The organism is Alteromonas sp. MmMcT2-2, from assembly GCF_022348305.1.
Lineage (GTDB): Bacteria > Pseudomonadota > Gammaproteobacteria > Enterobacterales > Alteromonadaceae > Alteromonas > Alteromonas macleodii.
Window position 1 is genome coordinate 32,569 of sequence record NZ_JAKRFA010000019.1, and the last position, 24,708, is coordinate 57,276.

Sequence of the window (24,708 nt, forward strand, 5' to 3'; positions counted from 1 at the left end):
TAGCATGCAGCTGCCTTTGCCTGTCACGCTACCTGTTGACGAAAACTTCGATAGTTTTGTCAATACGGGTAACGAAGAAGTAGTTTCAGTCCTTGAGCAGATTGCAGATGCGCTGCCACACTGGCGCGAGGCTCCTGAATTGGGGCCTTTAGCATCGCTTCAGCTGCCTTTGCTTACTTTACTAGGCAGTACCGCTATCGGTAAAAGTCACTTATTGTTTGCCACTTGTCATCAACTAGCCGAAAAATCGGTTAGTCACCTTTATTTAAATCTTAATAATTACGAAGCGTGGTCGCTCGATATTTTCGAAGGCCTAGAGAATCTTTCGTTAATCGCATTAGACAACATTCACGCGATAGCCGGCGATTTACGTTGGGAAGAAGCGTTATTCGATTTGTTAAACCGAGTGATTGAGACTAAACAAACCATGGTACTTTGTTCTAGTCACCTAGGCCCATCTAACCCTGCTTTTGTTTTACCTGACTTGCGTTCTCGCTTGGCGTGGGGGGTTATTTATCACGTAAAACAACTGGATGACAATGGTCGTGAAGAAGCCGTGCGCTTACGTGCAGCGGAACGTGGATTAAAGCTATCAAACCAAGCACTACAGTTTCTTTTGCACCATAGTGAACGAGACCTAAAAAGCCTCATGTCACTATTAGCCCGTTTAGACACACGCTCACTCCAAGAACAAAAACGCTTATCGGTGGGCATGGTTAAGCGCGAGCTTAACCTAAATTAGCCAAAGCGCGAGCTTAACCTAAGATAGTCTAAGCGCGAGCTTAACCTAAGATAGTCTAAGCGCGAGCTCAACCTAAGTTAGCCAAAGCGCGAGTTTAACCTGCGTTAGTCAAATCGCTGCTCTGTTGCCGTTTATTGTTCTTTTCTTAAACTATGAGCGCTTGATGTGGTGCTAAATTCTTCTGCTACCGTCATTAGAGTTCCATCGGAAGTAACCGAATTGTTTCCGTCGAGCTGTAGCATTAACTTATCGCTCGCAGACTGTACGTTTGGATTTGTACTAGACGCAGAGTCCCGCCAGGTAATATCGTTCGGAAGCAGATAAGGGCTTGGAAGTGACGCTTGAATAGCAGGTACATCGAGTTCGGGTAAAATTCTACTTAATACGTAATCTACGCGCATAGTAACGTTATCATCATTAACACGGTTTCTCTGAGCCCAAGTGGGAATGAAACTGCCGTCTTCCAGTGTCTCTCTTGTAAATACGCCTACATCCGCTTCTGCCTGAAGCCGGTAAAGCATCATGAAGCGCTCGAATAACATGGCGAGATCTTCTCGTTCCGTAAAGTAAGAATAGAAAGCAACCGCACCATCATCCTCAAACCAATTTGCCACTTGTAGCGCGGTATAATTTCGCTGCGCGCTTGAAGCGGTTGCGCCGCCGTATCGAACTTCGGCCAAAGCATGGAGTTGTGACGACGTAAGAGGCAATGAAGTTGTTAGCCCCGTAGAAATGGGAGAGCTGTCATCATAAGACGACAGTGGGCTCGCGCTATTGCTGAGTTGTTGCCATTCGGTGTAGTCGAAAAAGTCATTGGCGTGAGCTAGTTCGTGGTATAGCAAATAGCTTAATGCTGCTTCTACGTCGCTCACGTCACGTGGAAGTCTATCTGCTACGTTCGCTGTGCTGATATTAGGAAAATAATAGGCCCCGTTTTTCACGTAGCGCCATGACGTCGTAAAATCGAGCTCACTACCAAAACCACTTCTATAATCTGGGCGAGTATTTAGCGTGTCTCGCTCTTGCGGTGTGCGCCAAAAGTTATTGGCATCTAAGTAAATGGCACCAGTGGCAACCCAATAAAATGACGGGCGGATATCGTAAGAAATCACAATCGCGTTAGTTGCGCGTAGTAACTTAAGCATGTCATCACGGGTTGCTGAAGTTTCTAAATACGTTCTAAATGCATCGCCCATCCACGGATGCGAGACGTATGTTCTATCTAAAATATCATCGATAGTGGGGCTTTCGGTGACTTGGCCAATCAGTGGTAGCTGAGAGAACGTACAGCTGTTTGAAACCTGATTGTTATAAACACAATCAACAAGTGCCGATGCGTAAGGGCTGTCGGCTCTATAGGGCTGCATATGCGCGCTTACCGTTTCGGGAATACTTGTCTCGTCACCTACAAAAAGGCCGCTATTGTTAATGTCGATGTTTTTCACTAGAACTTGCGCGCTATCGGTTAACACCTCGCCATTTGAGAGTGTAACGGTACTTTCTATTTCAATGATTGTGTCGTTGCTGACTCGAGGCGCTTGAAAATATATCGAATGAGAATAATCACCATCATCAAAGTTGAAGTTATTGACGATTGGCCCAGACGTTTGTTGCCACGTGATATTTGAGATTGTTAACCCTTGCGAGTTAACGGTGTCAACGCGAAGAGAAACTCTGCCGCCTTCGGATGCCTCATGACCCAATCGTAATGCGGCAATCGGCGCGGTACTTTCGTTCGTTTGTAACGTTATGGTGTCTGTAAGCGTTGTGCCATTTTCTAAGCTAACGTTTACGGCGATATCGAAGCTACCTGAAGAGGTAACATCAAAGCCTATAGCCTGCGTGTGAGCACTGAGAGGCTGCTGTGATACACCTGAGACTTGCCAATCGATATCTACAATAGCGTGGCCAGTAGGCGAGGCGACAGCAAAGTCGACCGCATCGCCTACAACGGCGTTTGTAGGGCCTGAAATGCTAATGGTTGGAGGAATGGAAGGAGTGCTTGGGGCTGAACTATCGCCTGAACCAGAGCCTCCACATGCTGCAAGTAACGATAATGATGCGATTACTAATGTAAGTTCATGCAAATGGCGTGTCATATTAACCCCTTGGCAGCATGTGTTTTCGCTGTGTATTACATGATCATTGTTGACCTTGCTCAAAGCGTGCTTTTTCTTCTTGCATCTCTTCTTTAAGCTTTTTAAGGCCCAAACCCAATTCACGACCACGTTTTCTAGCGAACGCACTACAGCCGACAAACATACCCGTGCATAGAATAATCTCTACCACTGCATACCAACGTTCATCAGGTACAGCGTATGCCACAGTGCATCCGTGAATGAGGTAAAACAAAACGACAAAATTGGCCCATGCGTGAGTATATGGCTTGCCTTTTAATATACCCCAGTAAGGTAACAATAAAGGTAAAATATAAAACAAGGCAATAAACAAAGGAGAGTAAGTATGCTCTTTAGTAAATGTAAATTGCCACAGTGTTATCCACACGATTAACCCGGTGTGGCTTATAAGTGCGAGATAGCGATAAAAACGCGTATCTGGTGCCATGGTAATGTCTCCGAAACAATTTGTTTTTTAATGTTCTTTATAAGGTCTACGTTTTATGCGCCAAATAACGTAACTGTTAGGCGTTGTCAGCTAGCTTTTTAGCGAACATTGCAAGTCGCTTACCCTGAGCAATGCATAGCGCTTTTTCATCTGCACTCAATTGCTCTGGTGCACTTAAACTGTGATGAGCGACGTGTGTTACACCGTAAGGGCTGCCACCCATTGTGGTGTTGTGTAGCGCAGGCTCACTGTAAGGTAGCCCGCAAATCACCATGCCGTGATGGATAAGCGGAACCATCATGGAAAGTAATGTGGATTCCTGGCCGCCGTGCATGGAAGAAGAAGATGTAAATACACACGCAGGCTTGTCAATCAACGCGCCTTTTAACCATTGACTGCTTGTAGAATCCAAAAAATGTTTTACTGGCGCTGCCATATTGCCGAAACGCGTAGGACTACCTAACGCTAGGGCACTGCACTGTTCGAGTTCCTGAAGGGAAACCTCGGGTACAGCACTAGATGCCGCGTCATTAGCTGCATCGCTGATACTCTTGACTGTACGTACTATCACAGGAACATCTAATGACGATACACCTTGGGCGATGGCATCAGCTAATCGCTTTGTGCTGCCGTTGCGGCTGTAATAAAGTACGAGAACAGGTTGCACTATACAATTTCCAAAACAGATTCTGGTGGACGACCAATTCTGGCTTTCTCGCCATTAATAACAATTGGACGCTCTATCAACTTGGGCGTGTGAGCCATAGCTTCAAAAAGCGCATTGTCAGACAGTGCACTGTCACCTAAGTTAGCATCTTTATATTCTGCTTCTTTAGTACGCATCATATCTCTAACCGATCCAAGGTTAAGTTTTTTAAATATCTCTTTCAGTTCTTTTGCGTCTAGAGGGTGCTTTAGGTACTCAACAATAACAGGCGCTACACCTTGCTCTTCAAGTAATGCTAGGGTTTGTCTGCTCTTTGAACAGCGAGGATTGTGAATAATGTTAATGTCTGTCATAAATACTCTTGTTCATGATTATATGAATTGGCGCGAACTATTGCGTTTTTGCCATAGAATATCAAGCAGTTTACCGATAACGGGTAATAAATTCGTACTATTCTTTGTTTACAGCATCGTTTCTGGAAGTCGGTGTTTAAAAAGCGTGGTTGAACTTATGTTAGTGCGCGAAGTAAGAATCTGGCACTATGAAAAATAGTCAAAATTAGAAGGTTATATGTTGTTGTCACAGTTAAAAAGCAATGCAGGAAAAATAAAGCCTATACTCTTTCTAGTGCTGTTAGCGCTTGTTGCGTTTGCCGGTGCATATACGTATCAGCGTCTTCAACATGACTTTGAAACATTAGATGGAACTGCTTTCCTTTGGCAAGATCTTGAGGGGAAGTGGGTCGTGGTAAATTACTTTGCGCCATGGTGTGCACCATGTCTACGAGAAATGCCTGAGCTCGTCACATTTAATCAGTCGCTACCTGACGATACCCGTCTTTTTGCTATTAACTACGACCTTAAAACGAAGCCTGAACTCAAAGCCATGGCTAAGAAGTTTGATATTGAATTGCCTGTTATTGTAAGTTCGCCAGACACTAAACTGCCCATGCAAAAACCCCCTTATTTGCCAGCGACCTTTATTCTTGGACCTGATGGGAAAATAAAAGATACGATAATGGGAGAAATTACGGCAGCGCATCTGCGTCAGCGCCTAGCTGAATTGAAAGGCGCTGAAGAATAGCAGTGAAGTGCGATGGTCTAGAGTCGTTGTAAACGCTCTTCTTGGTCGCGAAATTGTTTTATTCTCGCTCTGATTCTTTGTTTTTCAAGGTGATCATCGCCTGCAAAATTATACGCATATTGAAGTTCGTCAACCGCGCGGTTATAAGCTCCATAAAGTGCATATACTTCCGCTTTGCTCTGATGCATTTGCGAGAAACGTTTCGACTTTTGATACGCCTCACTCATCAACTGATGTGCCAGTTGATAATCTTTTTTAACCAGCAGGAAATCTTTAAGTAGAGACACCGCTTCTTCATATTTGTTTGCGCTTATGTAAGCATTGGCCTGGTTCAGCGCCAATACTTGATTTCTAGGGTTATGCGTAACGTAAGGTCTTAGCATTTCAACGGCTTTTAAAGGCTCACCTTGAGAAATATAGATATCTGTCATAGCGTCGAGATAAAAGAGGTTTCCTCTATCTTTTGCTATTAACTCATCCATAATGTCTTTGGCTTTTTCGATTTTTTCGGCGCGCATATAAGCAAGCGCTAAACCATATAATGACGCTTCTTTACTGCGCTGTACGTCTTGAGCCACGGCCGCTTCGAAATATTCTACAGCGTAATCAGCTTTAAACGAGTAGCGTGCCTTTATACGTGCTTTAGCCAACTCGAATTGCTTGTTAATGGGTAAGTAGCGTCTAGGGTAGTCACCAGCGCGATTTCTCGCGTCAGCAATACGGGTTTCGGTTAAAGGGTGAGTAAGCAGCCTTGCGGGTGGACGAGAAACCATGCGGTACTCTTCCGCCATGGTAGAAAAGAATGAAGCAGCCGCACTCGGATCGAAGCCCGCACGAGCAAGCATTGCGATACCAATTCTATCGGCTTCTTGTTCATTTGAACGGGTATAGTCGATTTGCAATTGTGCAGAGGCTGCGGTTCCCGCCTGCATGGCCGCAATACCCGCTTCTGGGTTGGCCATAGCAATTAGCACCCCGCCGATAAGTGACGCCAAGGCTAGAGGAGATGAGCGCTGCTGCGCCTGCATACGTCGTGCTATGTGGCGTTGAGTTACGTGAGAAATTTCGTGCGCTAGCACCGAAGCCAGTTCACTTTCATTTTCAGCACGACGCATTAAACCCGTGTGAACACCAATGTGACCGCCAAAAAACGCAAATGCGTTAATGGCATCATTATTGACCCAGAAAAATTCAAAGGGAAATTTGGCGTTGTCAGCATGGACAACCAATCGGTTGCCTACATCCTGTAAATATTCATCCAGCACCGGATCTGAGATTACAGGACTTTGACCGCGCATTTGCCGCATTACGGCATCGCCTACAATCATCTCTTTATCAAGCGATATGGCGTCTGACGCAACAACACCTATTTCAGGTAACGCATTTTTATTGCTGTAATTGGCATCTTGTGCAACAGCCGTGAGGCTCGATGTGAGCACGAAGGAAAGGGCAACCAAAGATGCTGAAAACTTTTTTCTCATGAACCTACAATCATTGTATACGGTTAATACTGCTTAATCCTTAGAGCGCTAAGTTGCTAAACAGTTTCAAATTTTATTTTTTTCTTATATGCATCATTTTCGAAGACACAAGGCAATATCGCCTATGCCATCTCGTTTATGACACGTCAGTTATACCAATGCGACACACAAACGCATCCAGTTTATTCTTTTACTGTTGTAACAACCACTCTACACACTAATGCTTATACTGTAAAAACATCATACCAGTTTGATTTTGAAAGATTCTTAAGTGCTACTTATTGCTAAGTGCTAGCGCTATCAACTATGATGCGTGTCCTATTCTTAGTAATTTCTAGGCGTTTATATGATTAGCGTTTTTGGTCGTTGGTACCGACGCAAATTTTCTGATCCTGATGCAGCAATGTTGCTTATCTTGATCCTTTTGACCACGGCAGTGTTGCTATTGTGGGGCGGGCTAATTATGCCTGTGTTGGTTGCAGCAGTGATTGCGTATTTACTCGATTGGCCAGTCTGTCGCTTGGTAAATGTCGGCGTAAGTAGAACGCTCGCCTGCGTCGTTGTAATGCTCGGCTTTATCACTATAACCATATTAACCTTAATTGGCCTTGTTCCAATTATATCAAAGCAAAGCGTTAACTTGATTCAAGAAACGCCGCTAATATGGCAGAAAGCACAAGAATGGATATTAACGCTTCCGGACAAATATCCAGATTATGTTCAGGTATATCAAATCCATCAAATGATGGAAGGTTTAAATGACAAACTGGTTGAGGTGGGCGAAACCCTTATTTCTGCTTCGTTTAGTAATATCGCCAACTTAGCTGCGTTGCTCGTTTACGTGATCCTCGTACCGCTTATGGTGTTTTTCATGCTAAAAGATAAGCTTTTCTTTTTAGACAGCATATCTCGCTTGCTGCCTAAGGAGCGACGCTTAATTACGCAAGTTGGTCACGAAATGAACTCTCAAATTGCCAACTATATTCGCGGCAAAGTGATCGAGATTATAATTGTGGGCGCGGTGAGCTGCGTAACGTTTGTATTGATGGACTTACGTTATGCTATTTTGCTTGGCGTATTGGTGGGATTTTCAGTACTTATTCCGTACATCGGTGCAGCAGTGGTTACCATACCCGTGGCCGTTGTCGCTATGTTTCAGTGGGGTATTTCACCAGAATTTTGGTATTTAATGATAGCGTACGGCATTATTCAGGCGTTAGACGGTAACTTGTTGGTACCGCTGCTATTCTCGGAGGCGGTTAGCTTGCATCCGCTTTATATAATCGTTGCAGTATTAGTGTTTGGAGGTCTTTGGGGTTTCTGGGGCGTATTTTTCGCTATTCCTCTCGCTACCCTCGTGAAGGCGGTAATTACAGCGTGGTCTAGTAACCCCGTTATTGTACCCGAAGAGGCAAAGTAGTTATTCCCATTTGGCGAACCAGTCAGCGCCATCCAGTACGAGATTCAAAACGAGTACTGATTCAAATAGGCGTTATAGGTAAACACTGATACGAATTGAGTAAGTATAAAAAAGCCACGAAAACATAATGTTATCGGGGCTTTTTAAATTCTATACCGGTTTAGCTGTTTAGATAATCAAGTACTACGGAGTGGTGTTCTTTTGTTTTGAACTTGTTGAAAACGTGCTCAATAACACCGTTTTCATCCACGAGGAATGTCTGGCGATGAATGCCATCATATTCTTTACCCATAAACTTTTTAGGTCCCCACACACCAAAAGCATCGGCAACGGCGTGGTCTTCATCAGAAAGCAACGTAAAGTTTAGGTTTTCTTTTTCGATGAATTTCGGCAAGCGTTTGACTGCATCTGGGCTAATTCCTAGCACAACCACATTTTTCGCCGTGAGTTCTTCGTTTACGTCGCGTAAGCCCTGGGCTTGTACTGTGCAACCTGGCGTCATCGCTTTAGGGTAAAAATAAACCAGTACTTTTTTACCTGCGAAATCAGCTAAAGATACGGTTTCATCATTTTGGTTCTGCAATGAGAGTTGTGGGGCTTTATCACCAGCTTGTAACGTTTTCATTGGGATCCTTTTTTTGTTTGTCTACAACTTTGCCTGTCACATTTAACGAAGTGAACAGGGACATTAGATCAGATTCTAGTGCGTCTACATTTTCATTAGAGGGAAGAGAAACAACAAATTTGCAACGCATGTTGTCTTTACCCGATGTCTTGTCTTTAAATGTGCGTTGTCTAAATGCGCTTATCATTGCATGACGCTCGGCAAAAAAACCGGTTACCGCTTTAATCAAGCCAGCTGCGTCTTCTCCGCTAAACTCGACATTAAAAAGATGGGCTAGGTTTTGCTTTTCGTGATGGCTAGTTCGCTTCATCATAGAAAGCAGGTCAAGACGCTGAAATAGCGAAGGTAAAATACATTCAGCTTTTGTGATAGCGCTTTGCGTTCCTTCTATGATCATGGTCAACGAGAACTCTTTGCCGTAAATGGCTTGCCTGCTATCTAGAATATTGCACTGAGCTTCTGATACCGTCGTTGCAATTTCGCTTAAAATGCCACTTTTGTCTGTCCCCAAGATGGTGACGATAAGTTGGTGTTTCGACATCTACTTCACTTCAATGTTAATAATGTCGGGATGTTAGCACAGAGTTTTTTTATAAGTCAGCGCCTTTTTCTTGCCTTTGAATAAGATATTGTCAAATTCTTGTCATTTTACTTGCGCTATTACTTGTGTTTAAGCACCGACATATTTACCATGTGCGCTCACATTTTTCGGAGAGATTATGTTTACTGGTAGTTACGTAGCACTCGTCACGCCGATGTTCGAAAACGGCGATATTGATTACAAGTCTTTAGAGAAACTTGTGAAGTTTCATGTAGAGCAGGGCACCCACGGTATAGTGTCGGTTGGAACTACTGGTGAGTCAGCAACGCTACCTTTTGATGAACACATCAATGTGGTTAAAGAAACTGTTGCTATGGCATCGGGAGCAATTCCGGTTATTGCCGGCAGTGGCGCAAACTCTACGGCAGAGGCTATTTTTCTTACGGAGCAGTTAGGCTCTACAGGTATTGACGGTTTCCTAAGCGTAGTACCTTATTACAATAAGCCTCAACAGGCGGGTATGGTCGCGCACTTTAATGCAATTGCAGACGCTAGTGACTTACCTGTTATTCTTTACAATGTGCCAGGCCGCACCGTAGCCGACATGCTGCCTGAAACGGTAGCAAAACTAGCAACCCACAAAAATATCGTTGGTCTTAAAGACGCAACCGGTAATATCGCACGCCTTAAGGCTACTCAGCCTTTGGTTCCCGATGACTTTGTTTTACTTAGCGGCGACGACGGTTCAAGCTGCGAGTTTATGTGTGAAGGCGGCCACGGCGTTATCTCCGTAACGGCTAACATAGTGCCTAAAGCAATCGCACAAATGTGTGAGGCTGCGCTAGAAAATAATTTTGATAAATGTCGCGATATCGATGAAACCATTAAGTTGCTTCATAGCGAGCTATTCATTGAACCAAATCCAGTAATGCCGAAGTGGGCATTGTATAAAATGGGCATGATGGAAAGCGCAGTTATGCGATTACCTATGGTTTTACCGGAACTATCAAGCCAAAAACGTATCGAAGAACTACTAAAAAAATACGCATTGATTTCTGGTTAATAAGGAACACAGATGAAAAGAACGCTGGCTATAGCAAGTTCAGTAGCGATGGTTGCACTTGCAGGTTGTTCAAGCCAAATAGATAGAAAGACCGCGTCTGGCAGCTACGAATACTTAAAAACTAAAGAACAAGAATCGCTAAAAGTACCTTCTGACTTAGATGCACCTGCTTTTTCTCGTGATTTTGTATTACCTGAGTTAGGTCAAGAGGCCGATTCAAATTTGGTGGGCAAGTCGTTGATGGTTCGCTCGCCAGCATTAGTTTTACCGTTAGTTACGGGTTCTCACATTGAGGAAGGTAAGAGTTCAGCAACCATTTGGTTTGACCAGGTTGACGATAGTCAGCCGCTAAGCCAAGCAATTTGGAACTCGCTTTTAAGTTTCTTAGATGAACAAGGTATTGGTGTAGATAGCTTTAGTCCAGAAGAGAAAGTGCTGGTTACTGACTGGATGGTGATAACTAGAGAAGTCGAAGGTCCTTGGTATAGCTTTATAGATGAAGAAAGCGAAATCGGTCGACGTTTTGAATTCAGCTTAGACGTTAAACCTCACGGCCGTAGTGCTGCGCTTACTGTTGAATTAAAGGACTATATGCAAACATTGGGCAACGACGTGGTTGCAGAAGTCTCTTCAATGGAAGAACGTCGCGAAGAAGTTGAGGTGTTGAATCAAGTTGTTGGTCACTATGAGTACCAAATTCAGCTAGCAGAGACACGAAGAATTGCTCGTATCCGTCAGGGTATCAATACCGAGATGGGCTTTAATGCCGATGGTGATGCGGCGTATATCGTAGAAGCTAAGTATGATGTAGCGTGGCCAAGAATGCTGTTAGTACTGCGTAAGCTTGGTTTTGACGTTAAAGATTTAGATAAATCAAACGGCCTATTATTTGTCACTTACAATGGTGATCAAGGTAGTTGGTGGGATGGTTTATTCTCAAGCGATAAAGAGTTGCTAAAGAAAGGTGACTATCGTTTGAAAGTTGCAAGAGCGGGTGCGGATCGCACGTCAGTTACCTTCATGAATAATGAAAGTGTACCGTTTGAAGCAAATCAGGTTTCCGACCTTTACAGTGCATTTGCTGAGGTCATGTCAGAAGATAACCTTGATATATAACTGAGACTGAGAATGGAAAAACGCGACGAGCTTTACCGCGGTAAAGCAAAAACTGTTTATTACACTGATGATAGCGATAAACTTATTCTTCACTTTAGAAACGACACTTCGGCGTTTGATGGTGAGAAGATTGAACAGCTAGAACGCAAAGGTGAAGTAAACAACAAGTTTAATCACTTTATTATGACAAAGCTTGAAGAAGCAGGCATTGCAACGCAAGTTGAGGCGCTGGTTTCTGACACTGAGTCTTTGGTTAAGAAGCTCGACATGATCCCTGTTGAGTGTGTGGTGAGAAACTTGTCTGCTGGCTCTTTAGTTCGCAGACTGGGTGTGGAAGAGGGCAAAGAGCTTAACCCACCTATTTTCGAGTTTTTCTTAAAGAATGATGCACTTCACGACCCAATGGTAAATGACTACCATATTTTATCATTTGGTTGGGCAACCGAAGCGCAAATTGCTGAAATGAAAGCATTGACCTTCAAGGTTAACAGTGTTTTGAAAGCACTCTTTGATGACGCGGGTATGTTGCTTGTAGACTATAAACTAGAGTTTGGTGTCGACAAAGATGGCAATATCGTACTAGGTGATGAGTTTACACCAGATGGCTGTCGCTTGTGGGATAAAGAAACCCGTAAAAAGATGGACAAAGACCGCTTTAGACAAGGTTTGGGCTCTGTTGTCGAGACCTATATTGAAGTGGCTGAGCGCTTAGGCTTATCGCTTTAAAACTCTCATCAAGTAATAACTAATTTAAAGAGGACCTTTCGGTCCTCTTTTTCGTTTTAGTCAGTTTGACCTGTCTACGTCGTTGTAAGATATTGTCTCTTGCGTTTAAGCATTTACTTTTCGATGCATTACGGGATAAGTTAGTGTACTGCTGAGCATTTTTGCGTTTAAAACTAGGGAGATTCGGTTTGTTGAAAACCTTTGTATTGGTCGCTATTGCCATGATTGCATTTGCTGCTAATTCGCTACTTTGCCGCATGGCTCTTGCTAACACCGATATAGATCCAGCTAGTTTTACTATCTTACGCTTAGCGAGCGGGGCGATAGCGTTGTTACTTTTGTCTTCTTATTTCCAACGTCGCAAAAGTGAGAGCGTGCCTTCTCAAGGCCTTTTTCATGGCCTAAAAACCAACGCCAGCGTACTCGGTGGCATTTCGTTGTTCGTTTACGCTATCTGCTTTTCATATGCCTATATTTCAATGTCCACGGGAACGGGGGCACTTTTATTATTTGGTGCCGTGCAACTCACTATGATTTCCGTAGGGTTGTTCAATGGCGAGCGATTTAAAAAATGGCAGTGGTTGGGGTTTGTGTTGGCATTTTTAGGCCTTGTTATCTTACTGTTGCCTAGCGCGGCAGCACCGCCTCTTTTAGCTGGCGCGGTTATGGTTTTGGCGGGTATGGCTTGGGGCGTCTATTCGCTTTTGGGTAAAAAAAGTAGCTCAGCCCTTTTATCTACATCGGGTAATTTTGTCTATGCCGCGTTTTTCTGTGTTCCTTTGGTTGGTGTGGTTTGCTTCGTGGGCGCAGATAATTTTGTCTTAGATAGCGAGGGTGTTTATTACGCGCTTGCATCAGGGGTGTTTGCATCGGGTTGCGGATACGCTATTTGGTACAGCGCGCTTCCCCTTATCAAATCAACCACCGCCGCGACAGTGCAACTGAGCGTGCCTGTCATAGCATCACTTATGGGTTGGATAGCGCTTGGTGAGCCACTCACAATGCAGATCCTGGTTGCTTCAATAGCTACGTTGGGTGGCATCTACTTGGTTATAAAAAAATAGCGTTTTATACGCTACGTTTAAAATAGAAAAAGCGTTATTTTCCGCCGTGGCGAAATAGTTCTATAGAGTTTAATGGGGGAGCGTTAACGCATATTTCTAGACTAAAGAGCAATATTTGAATTTTCCAACAAGCAATAGCGGCTAGTCACCGCTACAAGCGTTCGCTGTCAGTGGTGATTCGATATCGATTTTTTTAACGTATCAACGACACTCACGGCCACGACATGGGTGATAAAGCGATTAAGCACGTAACAAAAATTTTAAAAATGTCTTTACGTAATGTAGATTGCGTAGCGCGCATTGGCGGCGAGGAATTCGTACTTTTATTGCCTGATACCGACCGCGCAGGCGCCTTCAAGTTAGCTGAAAAGTTGAGAGATCGAATAAATAAAAAACCTCTAGATGTGAACGGGAAGTTTATTGATATTACTGTTAGTGCGGGTGTATCTTATGTAAAAGAACATCATGACACTATTGAGTCAGCACTATCGGAAGCCGATGACGTATTATACAAAGCCAAAGAGAGTGGCAGAAATAATGTTAAACTGGCTTGATCATGCTATTGAAAGCGTGTTGAACAATGTGCGAAATTCGACCGTGTTGGATTTAAGAGTGAATTGTGCGCACACCCCCGACTATTGTAAATGAACATGAGAGACTGGCCGCACTCAACAAACTGAGGGTGCTCGATACCCCACCAGAAGAGCGCTTTGACCGTATTACTCGACTAGCGAGTAGCATTTTTGATTGTAGATTTGCATCGATTACATTTGTCGACGACAGTAGGCAGTGGTTTAAGTCAGCTATTAATTTCGATATGACTGAAACACAAAGGGATGTCGCCTTTTGTGCCCATGCTGTAGCGCAGGACAAAACCTTAGTCGTTCCAGATACTCAAGAGGACCCTCGCTTCAAAAGTAATCCGTATGTGGTTGGTCATCCTCACATTCGCTTTTACGCGGGTGCTAGGCTGATGATAGAGGGGGTTGCGGTGGGAACGCTATGTGTGTTGGATAATAATCCAAAAATATTCAATTGCGTTCAAATACAGCAGTTAGAGCAGCTTGCAAAACTTGTAGAGTCGGAACTACAGCGACAAGAATACAATGATCTCTCAACTCAGTTGGAAGAGTACCAATTTAAGCTAGCTCAAACACAAAAAATCACCCGTGTGAGGAGCGCTATTTTAGAGAAAGTGGTAAATGCAGAGTCATTGCATACCGTGCTCCACGACATTGTGAATGCTATAGAGGCCGAATACACAGATCAAATTTGCAGTATTCTGCTATTAGAAGATGGCAAGCTGAAAAAGGGTGCTGCGCCTTCTTTACCCGACTTTTATAACGACGCTATCGATGGCGTTGAGTTTGGTGTAGGGAGGGGATCATGTGGAAATACTGCCGCGACGAACTTACCGACCATTGTTGAAGATATCAGTACGCACCCCTTTTGGACCGATTGGAAAGATTTAGCATTGCGCGCTGGTGTATGCTCTTGTTGGTCACAGCCAATACAAAGAGCTAATGGTGACGCTATTGGTACTTTTGCAATTTATCATAGAGAAAAAGCAGTACCGACAGCGGAAGAAATGCGCTTAATCGAACAGTTCGCGCATATCGCTAGCATCGCTATTGAAAGAGAGCTGGCTAATCAACTTATATGGAAGCAAGCCAACTATGATTTTTTGACAGGACTTCCCAACCGAAACCTTATGTTGGCTCACTTGCAGTTAGCCATTAAGGCTGCCGATAGAGAGAGCGATAAGGTAGCGGTGATATTCTTAGACCTTGATAATTTCAAAGATATTAATGACACGCTTGGTCACGATATAGGGGATAAGCTTTTAATTGAATGTGCCAGAAGAATAAAGCAGTGTTTGCGTTCTGATGACACCGTTTCCCGATTAGGTGGTGACGAATTTGTCATTATCCTAAACGGCATTAAAGGTCTAAGTTCTATAGAACTGGTCGTACAAAAGTTACTCGGCGAGATCGCAAAACCTTATAGTTTAGAGCTGGAACGTGTGCATACTAGCGCGAGCTTAGGTGTCACTTTATACCCGGACGACGCAAAAGACGTCAAAGGCCTGTTAAAGAATGCCGACCAAGCGATGTACGGTGCTAAAGATCTCGGTAAAAACAACTATCAGTATTATACCCACGACATGCAAACTGCAGCAATCAAGAGAATGACCTTGTTGAATGATTTGCGCTATGCAGTTAAGAACAATGAATTGTTTATTGAGTATCAGCCAATTGCATGTTTCAGTAGCCAAAAAGTGATGAAAGCTGAAGCGTTACTTCGATGGCAGCATCCCACGAAGGGGAGAATTACACCTGAAGAATTTATTCCGCTCGCTGAAGAATCTGGACTCATCATTGATATTAGTAATTGGGTATTTAATGAAGTTTGTGCCAATATCAAACAATGGAAAGCCCAAAACCGTCAAGAGCTGCAGGTGAGTATTAATACGTCACCTAGCCACTACTTCAATTTAGAATCTAATATAACTCAATGGTTAAACCTGCTTTTAGACCAGAAGATCTCTGCGCGTTCTATACTTCTTGAAGTCACGGAAAACTTATTAATGGAAGCCAATGAGATGGTGTCCAAGAAGCTTTTCCAGTTTAGGCAAGCAGGCGTTGATATCGCGTTGGATGATTTTGGTACAGGTTACAGCTCTATTTCTTATTTAAAGCGCTTTCCTACAGACTTTATCAAGATTGACAGGAGCTTTGTGAAGTCGATGACTGACGTTAGCAATGATAAGGTGCTGTGCGAAGCCATTATTGTGATGGCGAATAAACTCGGAATAAAGGTAGTAGCGGAAGGTGTCGAGACACAAGAACAATACGATATTCTAAAAAGCATGGGCTGTGATTATGCGCAGGGTTATTTCATTGCAAAACCGCTCAGCAAATCAGACTTTGAGTCCTTTTGGGAGAGGCACTAGCGCAACTTTGCCGCGCTAGTGCTTAATTTAATAGGGCTTAAGACAGCGTTGCTAACGCTTTACCAGAGTATTGCTCTAGTTCGTTGGTGCGGTTTTCTTTTATTTTGTTTGCCCAGTTCGGATCTTGTAGTAGCGCTCTTCCTACAGCAACCAGATCAAATTCGCCAGCGTCTAAACGTTCAAGTAAATCATCGACTGAGCGAGTGCTGGAATCTTGCCCTTTGAATGCGCCGAAGAAGTCGTCATTGAGCCCAACTGACCCTACCGTTATGGTGGGCTTGCCAGTTAATTTTTTCGTCCAGCCTGCAAGGTTTAAATCACTGCCTTCAAATTCGTTTTCCCAATAGCGGCGCTGAGAACAATGAAAAACATCTACTCCAGCTTCACTTAGCGGAAGAAGAAACTGTTCTAGTTCTTGGGGCGTGTGCGCTAAACGAGCGGTGTAATCTTGTTGTTTCCACTGCGAATAGCGCAGTACGATCGGAAAATCGGGACCGGTTGCATCACGTATGGCTTTAATTATTTCAACCGCAAATCGTCCACGATTTTCCATGTTACCGCCCCAACTGTCAGTTCGCTGGTTTGTGCCTTCCCAGAAGAACTGGTCGATTAGATAACCATGAGCACCGTGAATCTCAATTCCATCCATACCAATAGTTTTGGCATCTGCTGCTGCTTGTGCAAAGGCAGTAATCACGGATTCAATGTGTTCAACGGTCATAGGTTCAGCGCCCTGTTTTCCTGGTTTGAATAAACCTGAAGGCCCTGCACTTGGAAGTTCAGGATAAGGCGCTTTTTCCGCTACCCTCGCCATACCCACGTGCCATAGTTGAGGCATAATTTTCCCACCGACACTGTGAACTTCATCTACCACATTTTTCCAAGCGGCTAGCGCTTCATCGCCATGGAATTGAGGGATATTTGCATCCATCGTAGCGACTTTATCGTTTACTGTAGTGCCCTCGGTGATAATCAAACCTGTGCCACCTTGAGCTCGGCGTTTATAGTAACCAGCTACATCGTTGGTAGGTACGCCGTTAGGCGAAAATTGACGAGTCATGGGGGCCATAACAATTCGGTTGGTTAACGATAAGTTGCCCTTTGAGTAAGGTTTAAACAGTGCGTTAGCTGCCATTTTTTGTTCCTGATTTCTTTATTGCAATTGGGGCCGTTTGTACTTTCATCATAGAAAATGAAACGCCGCCATTATCATAGAAGTGTTAAACAAGTCATTAAGTTGGGGATTGTTGAGTCTTGATGTACAACAAAGAATAACTGGCTCTAGTATATCCTGCGTGATGTGTTGCAGGGATAACATGATGGCTACCCAACTAAAAAACTATGGTTGATTCCAGATACTACTGTCGAGTGAGGGCAAGTCAATTTTCAAATGTTGATAGTAAGCCATAAGTAAAAGTGAGCTAAGAGCTCCATATCAGAAGCTCTCTTTCAGATATGAGCAGGCTTAATCTAAAATCTCTACAATTTCCCTTGTGGCTTGAATAAGGCGTACCACTTTGTTTTCAATGCGAACTGTTACTAACCCGTCTTCTCCCAAAGGCACAATGATGCGGGCATGGCTGTAAATATCACGATCTAAACGATTTCCAACGGCTAGCTTTTTTTCCCAACCCGGCGGTAATTCACCTGTTCGTTCATACTTCTTCTCTATACCCGGAGGGAGTGATTTATCTTTATGAGGGTTAGGGTTGGCGCAAGCAGGTAAACTATTTGCTGCTAGTACGGTTGTTATTCCGATAATAGGTAGAACTTTCATTGTTAACCTCGCAAATTACGTGAAAGCGATGCCCCATTTTGATGTAATTATCTACGCAAACTATTGCGCTAGTGCTTTGAACAAAAGGGCATGTAGACTCTGCATTAAAATAACTGTTTTTAGACAATCAGCAATTAAAAATAGAGAAGCCTACAAGGTGTATACGAAAATCATACCAGGCCGAGTCTACATGCTAAAAAAATCTAAAATTAGGCGTGCGGCGTGTTAACGTTAAAACGTTTATAATTGCTAACGAGCAAGAAAAACGATAGTTGAGTCTAACACAAAGAACGTGACATTTTATAAGTGACAAATGAAGGATGACAATGAGTAATATTGCATTTACCCGTGAGGAAAAAGACGCGCTAGTCTCTAAACTGCAACGATATTTTGATGATGAATTAAGCGTGGAACTTGGTCAATTTGACGGAGAATTTCTTCTGGACTTCATTAGTAAAGAAATGGGCGCATCGTTTTATAATAAAGGCGTAAACGACGCGAGAGCCGTTGTTGCATCTCGCTTACAGGTCATTGATGAAGAATTGTATGCCATCGAAAAAGTACTTTAAATTCAGAAATAAATTAAGCCTGCATTTGCAGGCTTAATCATTAGATGGCCAATCAATACCATTACGTTAGAAATGAGCTGTATTAGAGTTCCTGACGGGTAGGTCTGATGATCATTTCGTTTATGTCTACGTCGCCAGGCTGCTCTATGGCAAACGTTACTGCACGTGCAATAGCATCTGCATCGATAGCATCGTCATACATATCATCTGCCATTTGCTTTGAGTCTTTGTGAGAAATGTGGTCAGTAAGTTCTGTCGCCACTGCACCAGGTGAGATGTTGGTAGAGCGAATTTCACCATTTGACTCCCTGCGAATGCCTTCACTTATTGCTTTAACAGCGAATTTAGTTGCGCAATAAACCGTTGCTCCAGGGAACACAACATGACCTGCCACAGAGGAAAGATTGATAATATGCCCGCTTTTTTGCTCTCGCATTTGTCCTAATACCGCTGCTACTCCATACATAACGCCTTTTATGTTTACATCTATCATCTGATCCCACTCGTCAACTTTCATCTCGTCAAGCGGAGCGAGTGGCATAAGACCAGCATTGTTGACGAGCACGTCAATACGCCCATAGGCATCTATGGCCGCTTTCGCAAGCGCCTTGACTTCATCCTTTTTCGTGACATCTACCGTTTGATAAGTAGCTTGGCCACCTGAAGATTCAATTTCATCTACAAGTTTTTTAAGACGGTCTTCACGGCGGGCGCCCAACACTAATTTAGCACCTTTATCCGCAAGCATTTTCGCCGTTGCTTCTCCAAGCCCGCTACTTGCACCTGTAATGATGACAACTTTTCCAGAAACTTCGCTCATAACATTATCTTTACGTTTGATTAGTGTTAAGTTGCTACGTAAAACTATTGAAGTGGATTACTTTAACGCGCAGAAACACTGTGAGAGTGATAGTGAGAACGATGAATGAAGATTTTACAGCGGTACTTTTATTTTTAGTGGGCATTTAGCCACGCAACAACAAGGAAGAATTTCATCGTCGTCAATGAAGGCGAGGGGATCTGTGGTGTACTCAACTTCGCCTTCAATTAGCTTTGTGCGGCATGCACCACAAAAGCCTTCACGACAATGGTAGTGAATATGAACGTCCGCTGCTTCAAGGGCGTTTAAGATAGTGGAATCAGAAGGGGAAATAATCGCCCCCACATCGACAACGTCGATGCGGAGTGATTTATCGTTGCTGCTCATTAAGCTGTAGTTTTACAGCTCAAAATCAGCAAAGTCGTCTTCGCTCACGGCAGAGTCGATTTGACCAACAAGATAAGAGCTGATTTCAGACTCTTGAGGTGCCACTTGCACGTTGTCTGAATTCAAATAGTTATTCATCCATGGAAGTGGATTACTGCTTATCTCGAACGGGGTGTCTAGACCAATAGCAGACATACGTTGATTCGCAATGTACTCAACGTACTGGCAAAGAATTTCTTTATTCAAACCAATCATTGAGCCGTTTTGGAACAAGTAGTCAGCCCACTGCTTTTCTTGCTCGACAGCGTTCATGAAGATAGCGCGCGCTTCTTCTTTACACTCTTCTGCAATTTGCGCCATTTCAGGGTCATCTTTACCCTTAGCCCACAAATTAAGGATATGCTGTGTTGAAGATAAGTGCAGATTCTCGTCACGGGCAATCAAACGAATAATCTTAGAATTACCTTCCATCAGCTTCCGCTCAGCGAAAGCGAATGTGCAGGCAAAAGACACGTAGAAACGGATTGCTTCCAGTGCGTTCACCGAGTTCATGCATAGGTAAAGCTTCTTCTTAAGCTCATACATGTTGATAGTGTGTGCAACACCATTCACTGTATGTACGCCTTCACCCTGTGTCTGCCAAAGCTGAGTGGCGAAAATGAGATCATCGTAATATTTAGAAATATCAGCAGCACGTCGCTTAATTTCGTCATTCACTACGATATCTTCGAATATTTCGCTTGGGTCTGAGAACAAGTTTCTCAAAATATGAGTATACGAACGTGAGTGAATAGTCTCGAAGAAAGACCATGTTTCAACCCAAGTTTCTAACTCTGGTAGTGAAATAATAGGCAAGAACGCGATGTTCGGGCTACGGCCTTGCACCGAATCTAACAGGGTTTGGTACTTAAGGTTTGAAATAAAGATGTGCTTTTCTGGGTCGGTCAATTTTTGGAAATCAACACGGTCGCGAGAAACGTCAACTTCTTCAGGGCGCCAAAAAAAGCTAATTTGCTTCTCAATAAGCTTTTCGAATATGGCATGCTTTTGCTGGTCGTAGCGTGCAACGTTTACGGGGTTACCGAAAAACATCGGCTCGATCAATGGATTAGTACTTTGCTGATTAAACGTAGTGTATTTCATGATGGCCTAACTAAAAACTTAATGATTAACGCGTATTATTGTTTGTGTTCTTGCTGCGAAACGTTAATGGCAAATGCAGTTAACTCCTTTTATGCATTTGCCATTTAAACAGGGGGCGTGTTCTAAATCTTACACGCACCGCCTGCACAATCATCATCTTCCTCTACAACCACTTCTTCTTGACGTGGCATAGGCTCGCTCGCTTTAGCATCGAGAGCAGATGTGTCTGACGCGCCGTCGCGAGTGTTATGATAGTAAAGTGTTTTAACACCCAGTTTATACGTAGTAAGAAGGTCCTTAAGAAGAAGCTTCATTGGTACCTTGTTACCTTCGTAACGGCTTGGATCGTAGTTGGTATTCGCTGAGATAGTTTGGTCGATAAACTTCTGCATGATACCAACAAGTTGTAGGTAACCATCGTTTGAAGGAATATCCCAAAGTAGCTCGTATTGGTCTCTTAGCGTTTCGTACTCAGGTACAACTTGCTTAAGAACACCATCTTTACTCGACTTAATGCTGATAAAACCACGCGGTGGCTCAATGCCGTTTGTCGCGTTTGAAATCTGAGAAGACGTCTCTGACGGCATTAATGCTGACAGCGTAGAGTTACGCAAACCGTGAGTTTTGATTTCTTCACGAAGTGCATCCCAGTCGTAATGAAGTGGTTCATTACATACGCTATCAAGATCTTTCTTGTAGCTATCAATTGGCATGATGCCTTGAGAATAGGTGGTTTCGTTAAACTTAGGACACGCACCTTTTTCTTTAGCAAGATTGTTCGACGCTTTAAGTAGATAGTACTGCATTGCTTCGAACGTGCGGTGAACTAGACCGTTCGCGCTGTGATCAGAATACTTAACGCCATTTTTAGCAAGGTAGTATGCAAAGTTGATAACACCAACACCTAGCGTACGACGTCCCATCGTAGCATTATATGCAGCAGGAACGGGGTAGTCTTGGTAATCAAGCAGGTTATCTAGCGCACGTACTGCAAGGTCAGACAACTCTTCAAACTCGTCCAGTGACTTAATCGCACCTAAGTTAAACGCTGACAGCGTACATAGTGCAATTTCACCGTTCTCATCATTAACGTGCTGAAGCGGCTTAGTAGGTAGCGCAATTTCAAGGCACAGGTTGCTCTGACGAACTGGTGCAACTTCTGGGTTAAACGGGCTGTGCGTATTACAGTGGTCAACGTTTTGTAGATAAATACGACCTGTGCTTGCACGCTCTTGCATGAACAAGCTGAATAGCTCCATGGCTTTAATTTGCTTTTTGCGGATGCTGTCGTCGTTTTCGTATTTAACGTATAGCTCTTCAAACTTCTCTTGGTCAGCGAAGAATGCATCGTAAAGACCTGGAACGTCAGACGGGCTAAATAGTGAGATATAGCCGTCTTTCATCATGCGCTGGTACATTAGTTTGTTGAACTGAACGCCGTAATCTAAGTGACGTACACGGTTTTCTTCAACACCACGGTTGTTCTTAAGCACTAACAGTGATTCAACTTCCATATGCCAGATAGGGTAGAACAGCGTAGCAGCGCCACCACGAACACCACCTTGTGAACAGCTTTTAACGGCTGTTTGGAAGTATTTGTAGAACGGAATACAACCCGTATGGAATGCTTCACCGCCGCGAATAGGGCTACCTAGTGCGCGTATACGGCCTGCATTTACACCGATACCAGCGCGCTGGCTTACGTATTTAACAATGGCACTTGCCGTTGCATTGATTGAATCTAAGCTGTCGCCGGTTTCGATAAGTACACATGAGCTAAACTGGCGAGTAGGCGTACGTACGCCAGCCATAATAGGTGTAGGCAATGACAGCTTGAATGTTGAAGCGGCATCATAGAAGCGGCGGATGTAGTCCATACGCGTCGCTTTATCGTAATTTGCGAAAAGGCATGCCGCCACTAAAATATATAGGAACTGAGCACTTTCGTAGATTTCACCTGTAACTCGGTTTTGAACCAGGTATTTACCTTCGAGCTGTTTAACTGCAGCGTAGCTGAAGTTCATGTCTCGCCAATGGTCGATATACGAGTCCATTTCAGCGAATTCTTCAGGCGTGTAGTCTTCAAGCAGGTGCTTATCGTATTTGCCCATATCAACCATTTTACCTACATGCTCAAGTAGGGCAGGCGGCTCAAATTGACCATAGGCTTTTTTGCGAAGGTGGAAAATGGCCAAGCGCGCAGCCAGGTATTGATAATCTGGCGCATCGGTAGAAATAAGATCTGCCGCTGATTTGATCAGGGTTTCATGGATCTCGCTAGTATTGATACCGTCATAAAACTGGATTTGTGCCTTGATTTCAACTTGTGAAACTGAAACGTTTTTAAGTCCTTTGGCTGCCCATGTCACGACTTTGTGGATTTTCTCTAAGTCGATGGACTCTTTTTCACCGTTGCGTTTGGTGACTAATAAGTTGTTGTTCATGTTACTGGCCGTTTGTCTGTTAGCGCTTGATGCGTGGGCTATGTAATGCCCATTTTCATTTTTAATTTATTGAGTGTGAGTGAGATTATCACCATTGGCTCACGCCAGATAACAACACACACGAAAGCGGCCTAAACCAATACCGAAAGTATAAAGTAGAGACTGCTCATTTAATTTTTTCACTGCATTTATATTTTCAGCGAGGTTGATGTCACACACTGCATATGGCATTGCCATAATCTCGTTAGCGATCTGTGCGATCCCAGAAAATCTGCATTGGGATCACGTGCTGAATTAAACACAAGATAGTGAGGTTTTAGTCTTAATGCAACCCAATATCTGGTGGTATTTCAAGCACTCAATCTGGCATGAAATTTATGTTAGTAACAACTAACTTTTTAGCGTTCTACAAGCGTAAAATATCTGGATTGCAAGCATTTTTAATTAATTCTTCGACATAAAAATTAATTTATTCTTAGAAAATAGTTTTTATATAAACACGATATATGGTGTTTAAAATATCGCCGCAACCCAATATATAGTGTTAAATTAATTTTGCGCTACTGTATATAGTAAGTAGTTAACGTCGACATTATTCGCAGAGAGATAAAAGCCTTGAGAAATTGGGTCCATGTGTAGACCTGTCATATCTCGAGGCAGCAAACCAGCATGATCGGTCATCGCCATAAGTTCAGATGGTTTGATGAACTTACTGTGATCATGGGTGCCTTTTGGAACCAGTTTAAGGATATATTCCGCTCCTACGATCCCCATCAGATACGACTTTAGGTTTCGGTTAAGCGTAGAAAAGAAAACATGGCCACCAGGCTTAACCAACTTAGCACAGGCCAGTACAACAGAAGCAGGGTCGGGTACATGCTCTAACATTTCCATACAGGTTACCACGTCGAACTGTCCTGCATTTGCTTCTGCGAATGCTTCGGCAGTTGAACATACGTAGTCAACTTTTACCCCTGATTCTAAACCGTGCAGCTTCGCTACTTCTAACGAGGCTTCTGCCATATCTAAACCTGTTACCGTCGCGCCTGCACGCGCCATAGATTCTGCTAAAATACCGCCACCACAGCCAATATCGACGACTTTTTTGTCAAACAGGCCTTCACTGTGTTGATTAATGAAGTCTAAGCGAAGTGGGTTAATAAGGTGCAATGGCTTAAATTCGCCTTCTGGATCCCACCAGCGTGAAGCGAGTTCAGAGAACTTATTGATTTCTTGTTGATCGACGTTCGTCATGAGTAAAACAATCCTTAATCTATCTCTTTTTAAGATATCGTAAATCGAGGTTGTGTTTCACTGTTTTTAAACAGAAATAGACAAATTATAAGAAGGGTCGAACGAAAAATAATCGCTTGCCTTTTAGTTGATTAATAAGCGTAATTAAGCGCTACATAATTCTGTCATCAAGTGGTACACTCGAAGCACGATTATGACCCACATAATAATAACAGTGCGCTCCCACGCCTTGTTTTCACAATGATGTGAAGCGAAGTGCTGGATAACG

At 43.4% G+C, this 24,708-nt stretch carries 24 protein-coding genes; 10 read left to right on the top strand and 14 right to left on the bottom strand.

Features of this window, described 5'->3' with window-relative positions; translation table 11 throughout:
* Positions 1-4: 4 nt before the first annotated feature.
* Complete coding sequence (gene hda, locus MHM99_RS12420) at positions 5-742, top strand: DnaA regulatory inactivator Hda (protein WP_239219573.1); 738 nt, start codon at positions 5-7, stop codon at positions 740-742.
* Between the two features lie 131 nt (positions 743-873).
* Here the strand turns inward: hda and MHM99_RS12425 are convergent, their stop codons facing one another.
* The 4 genes from MHM99_RS12425 to arsC all read right to left on the bottom strand — a co-directional run bounded on the left by MHM99_RS12425 (position 874) and on the right by arsC (position 4,327).
* Complete coding sequence (locus MHM99_RS12425; RefSeq protein ID WP_239219575.1) at positions 874-2,841, bottom strand: hypothetical protein; 1,968 nt, start codon at positions 2,839-2,841, stop codon at positions 874-876.
* 43 nt (positions 2,842-2,884) lie between these two features.
* Entirely contained in the window at positions 2,885-3,307 is a 423-nt protein-coding gene (locus tag MHM99_RS12430) for a DUF2069 domain-containing protein (RefSeq protein ID WP_039220793.1), read from the bottom strand.
* A 76-nt stretch (positions 3,308-3,383) separates the two neighbouring features.
* Complete coding sequence (wrbA, locus tag MHM99_RS12435; protein WP_039234602.1) at positions 3,384-3,974, bottom strand: NAD(P)H:quinone oxidoreductase; 591 nt, start codon at positions 3,972-3,974, stop codon at positions 3,384-3,386.
* Positions 3,974-4,327: an arsenate reductase (glutaredoxin) gene (gene arsC, locus MHM99_RS12440; RefSeq protein WP_239219577.1), complete on the bottom strand. Its 354-nt coding sequence runs from the start codon at positions 4,325-4,327 to the stop codon at positions 3,974-3,976. The genes wrbA and arsC overlap by 1 nt, the downstream gene beginning before the upstream one ends.
* 217 nt (positions 4,328-4,544) lie before the next feature.
* Between arsC and MHM99_RS12445 the strand changes: the two genes are divergently transcribed.
* On the top strand, positions 4,545-5,057 hold the full coding sequence (locus MHM99_RS12445; RefSeq protein ID WP_239219579.1) for a TlpA disulfide reductase family protein: 513 nt from the start codon (positions 4,545-4,547) through the stop codon (positions 5,055-5,057).
* A 17-nt stretch (positions 5,058-5,074) separates the two neighbouring features.
* On the opposite strand, the gene MHM99_RS12450 is transcribed toward MHM99_RS12445, so the two are convergent.
* A complete protein-coding gene (locus MHM99_RS12450; RefSeq protein ID WP_239219580.1) occupies positions 5,075-6,538 on the bottom strand; it encodes a M48 family metalloprotease in 1,464 nt (487 codons plus the stop codon).
* Between the two features lie 346 nt (positions 6,539-6,884).
* On the opposite strand from MHM99_RS12450, the gene MHM99_RS12455 reads away from it, so the two are divergent.
* Positions 6,885-7,958: an AI-2E family transporter gene (locus MHM99_RS12455; RefSeq protein ID WP_014949663.1), complete on the top strand. Its 1,074-nt coding sequence runs from the start codon at positions 6,885-6,887 to the stop codon at positions 7,956-7,958.
* Between the two features lie 160 nt (positions 7,959-8,118).
* Here the strand turns inward: MHM99_RS12455 and bcp are convergent, their stop codons facing one another.
* Both bcp and MHM99_RS12465 read right to left on the bottom strand, forming a co-directional pair.
* The gene (gene bcp, locus MHM99_RS12460) at positions 8,119-8,583 is read right to left on the bottom strand and encodes a thioredoxin-dependent thiol peroxidase (protein ID WP_239219582.1); all 465 of its coding nucleotides are present in this window, start codon (positions 8,581-8,583) and stop codon (positions 8,119-8,121) included.
* Entirely contained in the window at positions 8,561-9,124 is a 564-nt protein-coding gene (locus MHM99_RS12465; RefSeq protein WP_014976680.1) for a glycine cleavage system transcriptional repressor, read from the bottom strand. Before MHM99_RS12465 ends, bcp begins: the two co-directional genes overlap by 23 nt.
* Positions 9,125-9,302: 178 nt before the next feature.
* Here MHM99_RS12465 and dapA point away from each other — a divergent pair, with 178 nt between their 5' ends.
* The 6 genes from dapA to MHM99_RS12495 all read left to right on the top strand — a co-directional run bounded on the left by dapA (position 9,303) and on the right by MHM99_RS12495 (position 16,046).
* Positions 9,303-10,187, top strand: coding sequence for a 4-hydroxy-tetrahydrodipicolinate synthase (gene dapA / locus MHM99_RS12470; protein WP_014949660.1), 885 nt, complete (start codon positions 9,303-9,305; stop codon positions 10,185-10,187).
* Between the two features lie 12 nt (positions 10,188-10,199).
* Positions 10,200-11,303, top strand: coding sequence for an outer membrane protein assembly factor BamC (gene bamC, locus MHM99_RS12475; RefSeq protein WP_049588660.1), 1,104 nt, complete (start codon positions 10,200-10,202; stop codon positions 11,301-11,303).
* Between the two features lie 12 nt (positions 11,304-11,315).
* Complete coding sequence (gene purC / locus MHM99_RS12480) at positions 11,316-12,029, top strand: phosphoribosylaminoimidazolesuccinocarboxamide synthase (protein ID WP_014949658.1); 714 nt, start codon at positions 11,316-11,318, stop codon at positions 12,027-12,029.
* A gap of 188 nt (positions 12,030-12,217) precedes the next feature.
* On the top strand, positions 12,218-13,093 hold the full coding sequence (locus tag MHM99_RS12485; protein ID WP_061485943.1) for a DMT family transporter: 876 nt from the start codon (positions 12,218-12,220) through the stop codon (positions 13,091-13,093).
* Between the two features lie 200 nt (positions 13,094-13,293).
* Positions 13,294-13,647 carry a GGDEF domain-containing protein gene (locus MHM99_RS12490; RefSeq protein WP_343213280.1) on the top strand — a complete coding sequence of 118 codons (354 nt, stop codon included), beginning with the start codon at positions 13,294-13,296 and terminating at the stop codon, positions 13,645-13,647.
* Positions 13,648-13,712: 65 nt separating this feature from the next.
* The gene (locus tag MHM99_RS12495; RefSeq protein WP_239219586.1) at positions 13,713-16,046 is read left to right on the top strand and encodes an EAL domain-containing protein; all 2,334 of its coding nucleotides are present in this window, start codon (positions 13,713-13,715) and stop codon (positions 16,044-16,046) included.
* 37 nt (positions 16,047-16,083) lie between these two features.
* Here MHM99_RS12495 and MHM99_RS12500 read toward each other — a convergent pair whose 3' ends face one another.
* Entirely contained in the window at positions 16,084-17,181 is a 1,098-nt protein-coding gene (locus tag MHM99_RS12500) for an NADH:flavin oxidoreductase (RefSeq protein ID WP_239219588.1), read from the bottom strand.
* Between the two features lie 330 nt (positions 17,182-17,511).
* The gene (locus tag MHM99_RS12505; RefSeq protein WP_239219590.1) at positions 17,512-17,823 is read right to left on the bottom strand and encodes a hypothetical protein; all 312 of its coding nucleotides are present in this window, start codon (positions 17,821-17,823) and stop codon (positions 17,512-17,514) included.
* A gap of 326 nt (positions 17,824-18,149) precedes the next feature.
* Between MHM99_RS12505 and MHM99_RS12510 the strand changes: the two genes are divergently transcribed.
* Positions 18,150-18,392: a DUF2164 domain-containing protein gene (locus MHM99_RS12510; RefSeq protein ID WP_239219592.1), complete on the top strand. Its 243-nt coding sequence runs from the start codon at positions 18,150-18,152 to the stop codon at positions 18,390-18,392.
* Positions 18,393-18,474: 82 nt separating this feature from the next.
* Here the strand turns inward: MHM99_RS12510 and MHM99_RS12515 are convergent, their stop codons facing one another.
* The 5 genes from MHM99_RS12515 to ubiG form a co-directional block, all read right to left on the bottom strand.
* Positions 18,475-19,212 (bottom strand): SDR family oxidoreductase, encoded by a 738-nt coding sequence (locus MHM99_RS12515; RefSeq protein WP_014949651.1) that lies wholly within the window; start codon positions 19,210-19,212, stop codon positions 18,475-18,477.
* Positions 19,213-19,326: 114 nt separating this feature from the next.
* Positions 19,327-19,599 (bottom strand): class I ribonucleotide reductase maintenance protein YfaE, encoded by a 273-nt coding sequence (gene yfaE, locus MHM99_RS12520; protein ID WP_014949650.1) that lies wholly within the window; start codon positions 19,597-19,599, stop codon positions 19,327-19,329.
* 12 nt (positions 19,600-19,611) lie between these two features.
* Positions 19,612-20,742, bottom strand: a complete 1,131-nt coding sequence (gene nrdB, locus MHM99_RS12525; RefSeq protein ID WP_014949649.1) for a class Ia ribonucleoside-diphosphate reductase subunit beta — start codon at positions 20,740-20,742, stop codon at positions 19,612-19,614.
* 122 nt (positions 20,743-20,864) lie between these two features.
* A complete protein-coding gene (gene nrdA, locus MHM99_RS12530) occupies positions 20,865-23,186 on the bottom strand; it encodes a class 1a ribonucleoside-diphosphate reductase subunit alpha (protein ID WP_014949648.1) in 2,322 nt (773 codons plus the stop codon).
* Positions 23,187-23,735: 549 nt separating this feature from the next.
* Positions 23,736-24,440, bottom strand: a complete 705-nt coding sequence (ubiG, locus tag MHM99_RS12535; protein ID WP_014949647.1) for a bifunctional 2-polyprenyl-6-hydroxyphenol methylase/3-demethylubiquinol 3-O-methyltransferase UbiG — start codon at positions 24,438-24,440, stop codon at positions 23,736-23,738.
* Positions 24,441-24,708 lie beyond the last annotated feature (268 nt).

Bases quoted from the DNA above. Each gene is read 5' to 3' on its own strand.
- hda (WP_239219573.1), top strand. From the start codon at position 5: ATGCAGCTGCCTTTGCCTGTCACGCTACCTGTTGACGAAAACTTCGAT.
- MHM99_RS12425 (WP_239219575.1), bottom strand. From the start codon at position 2,841: ATGACACGCCATTTGCATGAACTTACATTAGTAATCGCATCATTATCG.
- MHM99_RS12430 (WP_039220793.1), bottom strand. From the start codon at position 3,307: ATGGCACCAGATACGCGTTTTTATCGCTATCTCGCACTTATAAGCCAC.
- arsC (WP_239219577.1), bottom strand. From the start codon at position 4,327: ATGACAGACATTAACATTATTCACAATCCTCGCTGTTCAAAGAGCAGA.
- MHM99_RS12445 (WP_239219579.1), top strand. From the start codon at position 4,545: ATGTTGTTGTCACAGTTAAAAAGCAATGCAGGAAAAATAAAGCCTATA.
- MHM99_RS12450 (WP_239219580.1), bottom strand. From the start codon at position 6,538: ATGAGAAAAAAGTTTTCAGCATCTTTGGTTGCCCTTTCCTTCGTGCTC.
- MHM99_RS12455 (WP_014949663.1), top strand. From the start codon at position 6,885: ATGATTAGCGTTTTTGGTCGTTGGTACCGACGCAAATTTTCTGATCCT.
- bcp (WP_239219582.1), bottom strand. From the start codon at position 8,583: ATGAAAACGTTACAAGCTGGTGATAAAGCCCCACAACTCTCATTGCAG.
- MHM99_RS12465 (WP_014976680.1), bottom strand. From the start codon at position 9,124: ATGTCGAAACACCAACTTATCGTCACCATCTTGGGGACAGACAAAAGT.
- dapA (WP_014949660.1), top strand. From the start codon at position 9,303: ATGTTTACTGGTAGTTACGTAGCACTCGTCACGCCGATGTTCGAAAAC.
- bamC (WP_049588660.1), top strand. From the start codon at position 10,200: ATGAAAAGAACGCTGGCTATAGCAAGTTCAGTAGCGATGGTTGCACTT.
- purC (WP_014949658.1), top strand. From the start codon at position 11,316: ATGGAAAAACGCGACGAGCTTTACCGCGGTAAAGCAAAAACTGTTTAT.
- MHM99_RS12500 (WP_239219588.1), bottom strand. From the start codon at position 17,181: ATGGCAGCTAACGCACTGTTTAAACCTTACTCAAAGGGCAACTTATCG.
- MHM99_RS12505 (WP_239219590.1), bottom strand. From the start codon at position 17,823: ATGAAAGTTCTACCTATTATCGGAATAACAACCGTACTAGCAGCAAAT.
- MHM99_RS12510 (WP_239219592.1), top strand. From the start codon at position 18,150: ATGAGTAATATTGCATTTACCCGTGAGGAAAAAGACGCGCTAGTCTCT.
- MHM99_RS12515 (WP_014949651.1), bottom strand. From the start codon at position 19,212: ATGAGCGAAGTTTCTGGAAAAGTTGTCATCATTACAGGTGCAAGTAGC.
- yfaE (WP_014949650.1), bottom strand. From the start codon at position 19,599: ATGAGCAGCAACGATAAATCACTCCGCATCGACGTTGTCGATGTGGGG.
- nrdB (WP_014949649.1), bottom strand. From the start codon at position 20,742: ATGAAATACACTACGTTTAATCAGCAAAGTACTAATCCATTGATCGAG.
- nrdA (WP_014949648.1), bottom strand. From the start codon at position 23,186: ATGAACAACAACTTATTAGTCACCAAACGCAACGGTGAAAAAGAGTCC.
- ubiG (WP_014949647.1), bottom strand. From the start codon at position 24,440: ATGACGAACGTCGATCAACAAGAAATCAATAAGTTCTCTGAACTCGCT.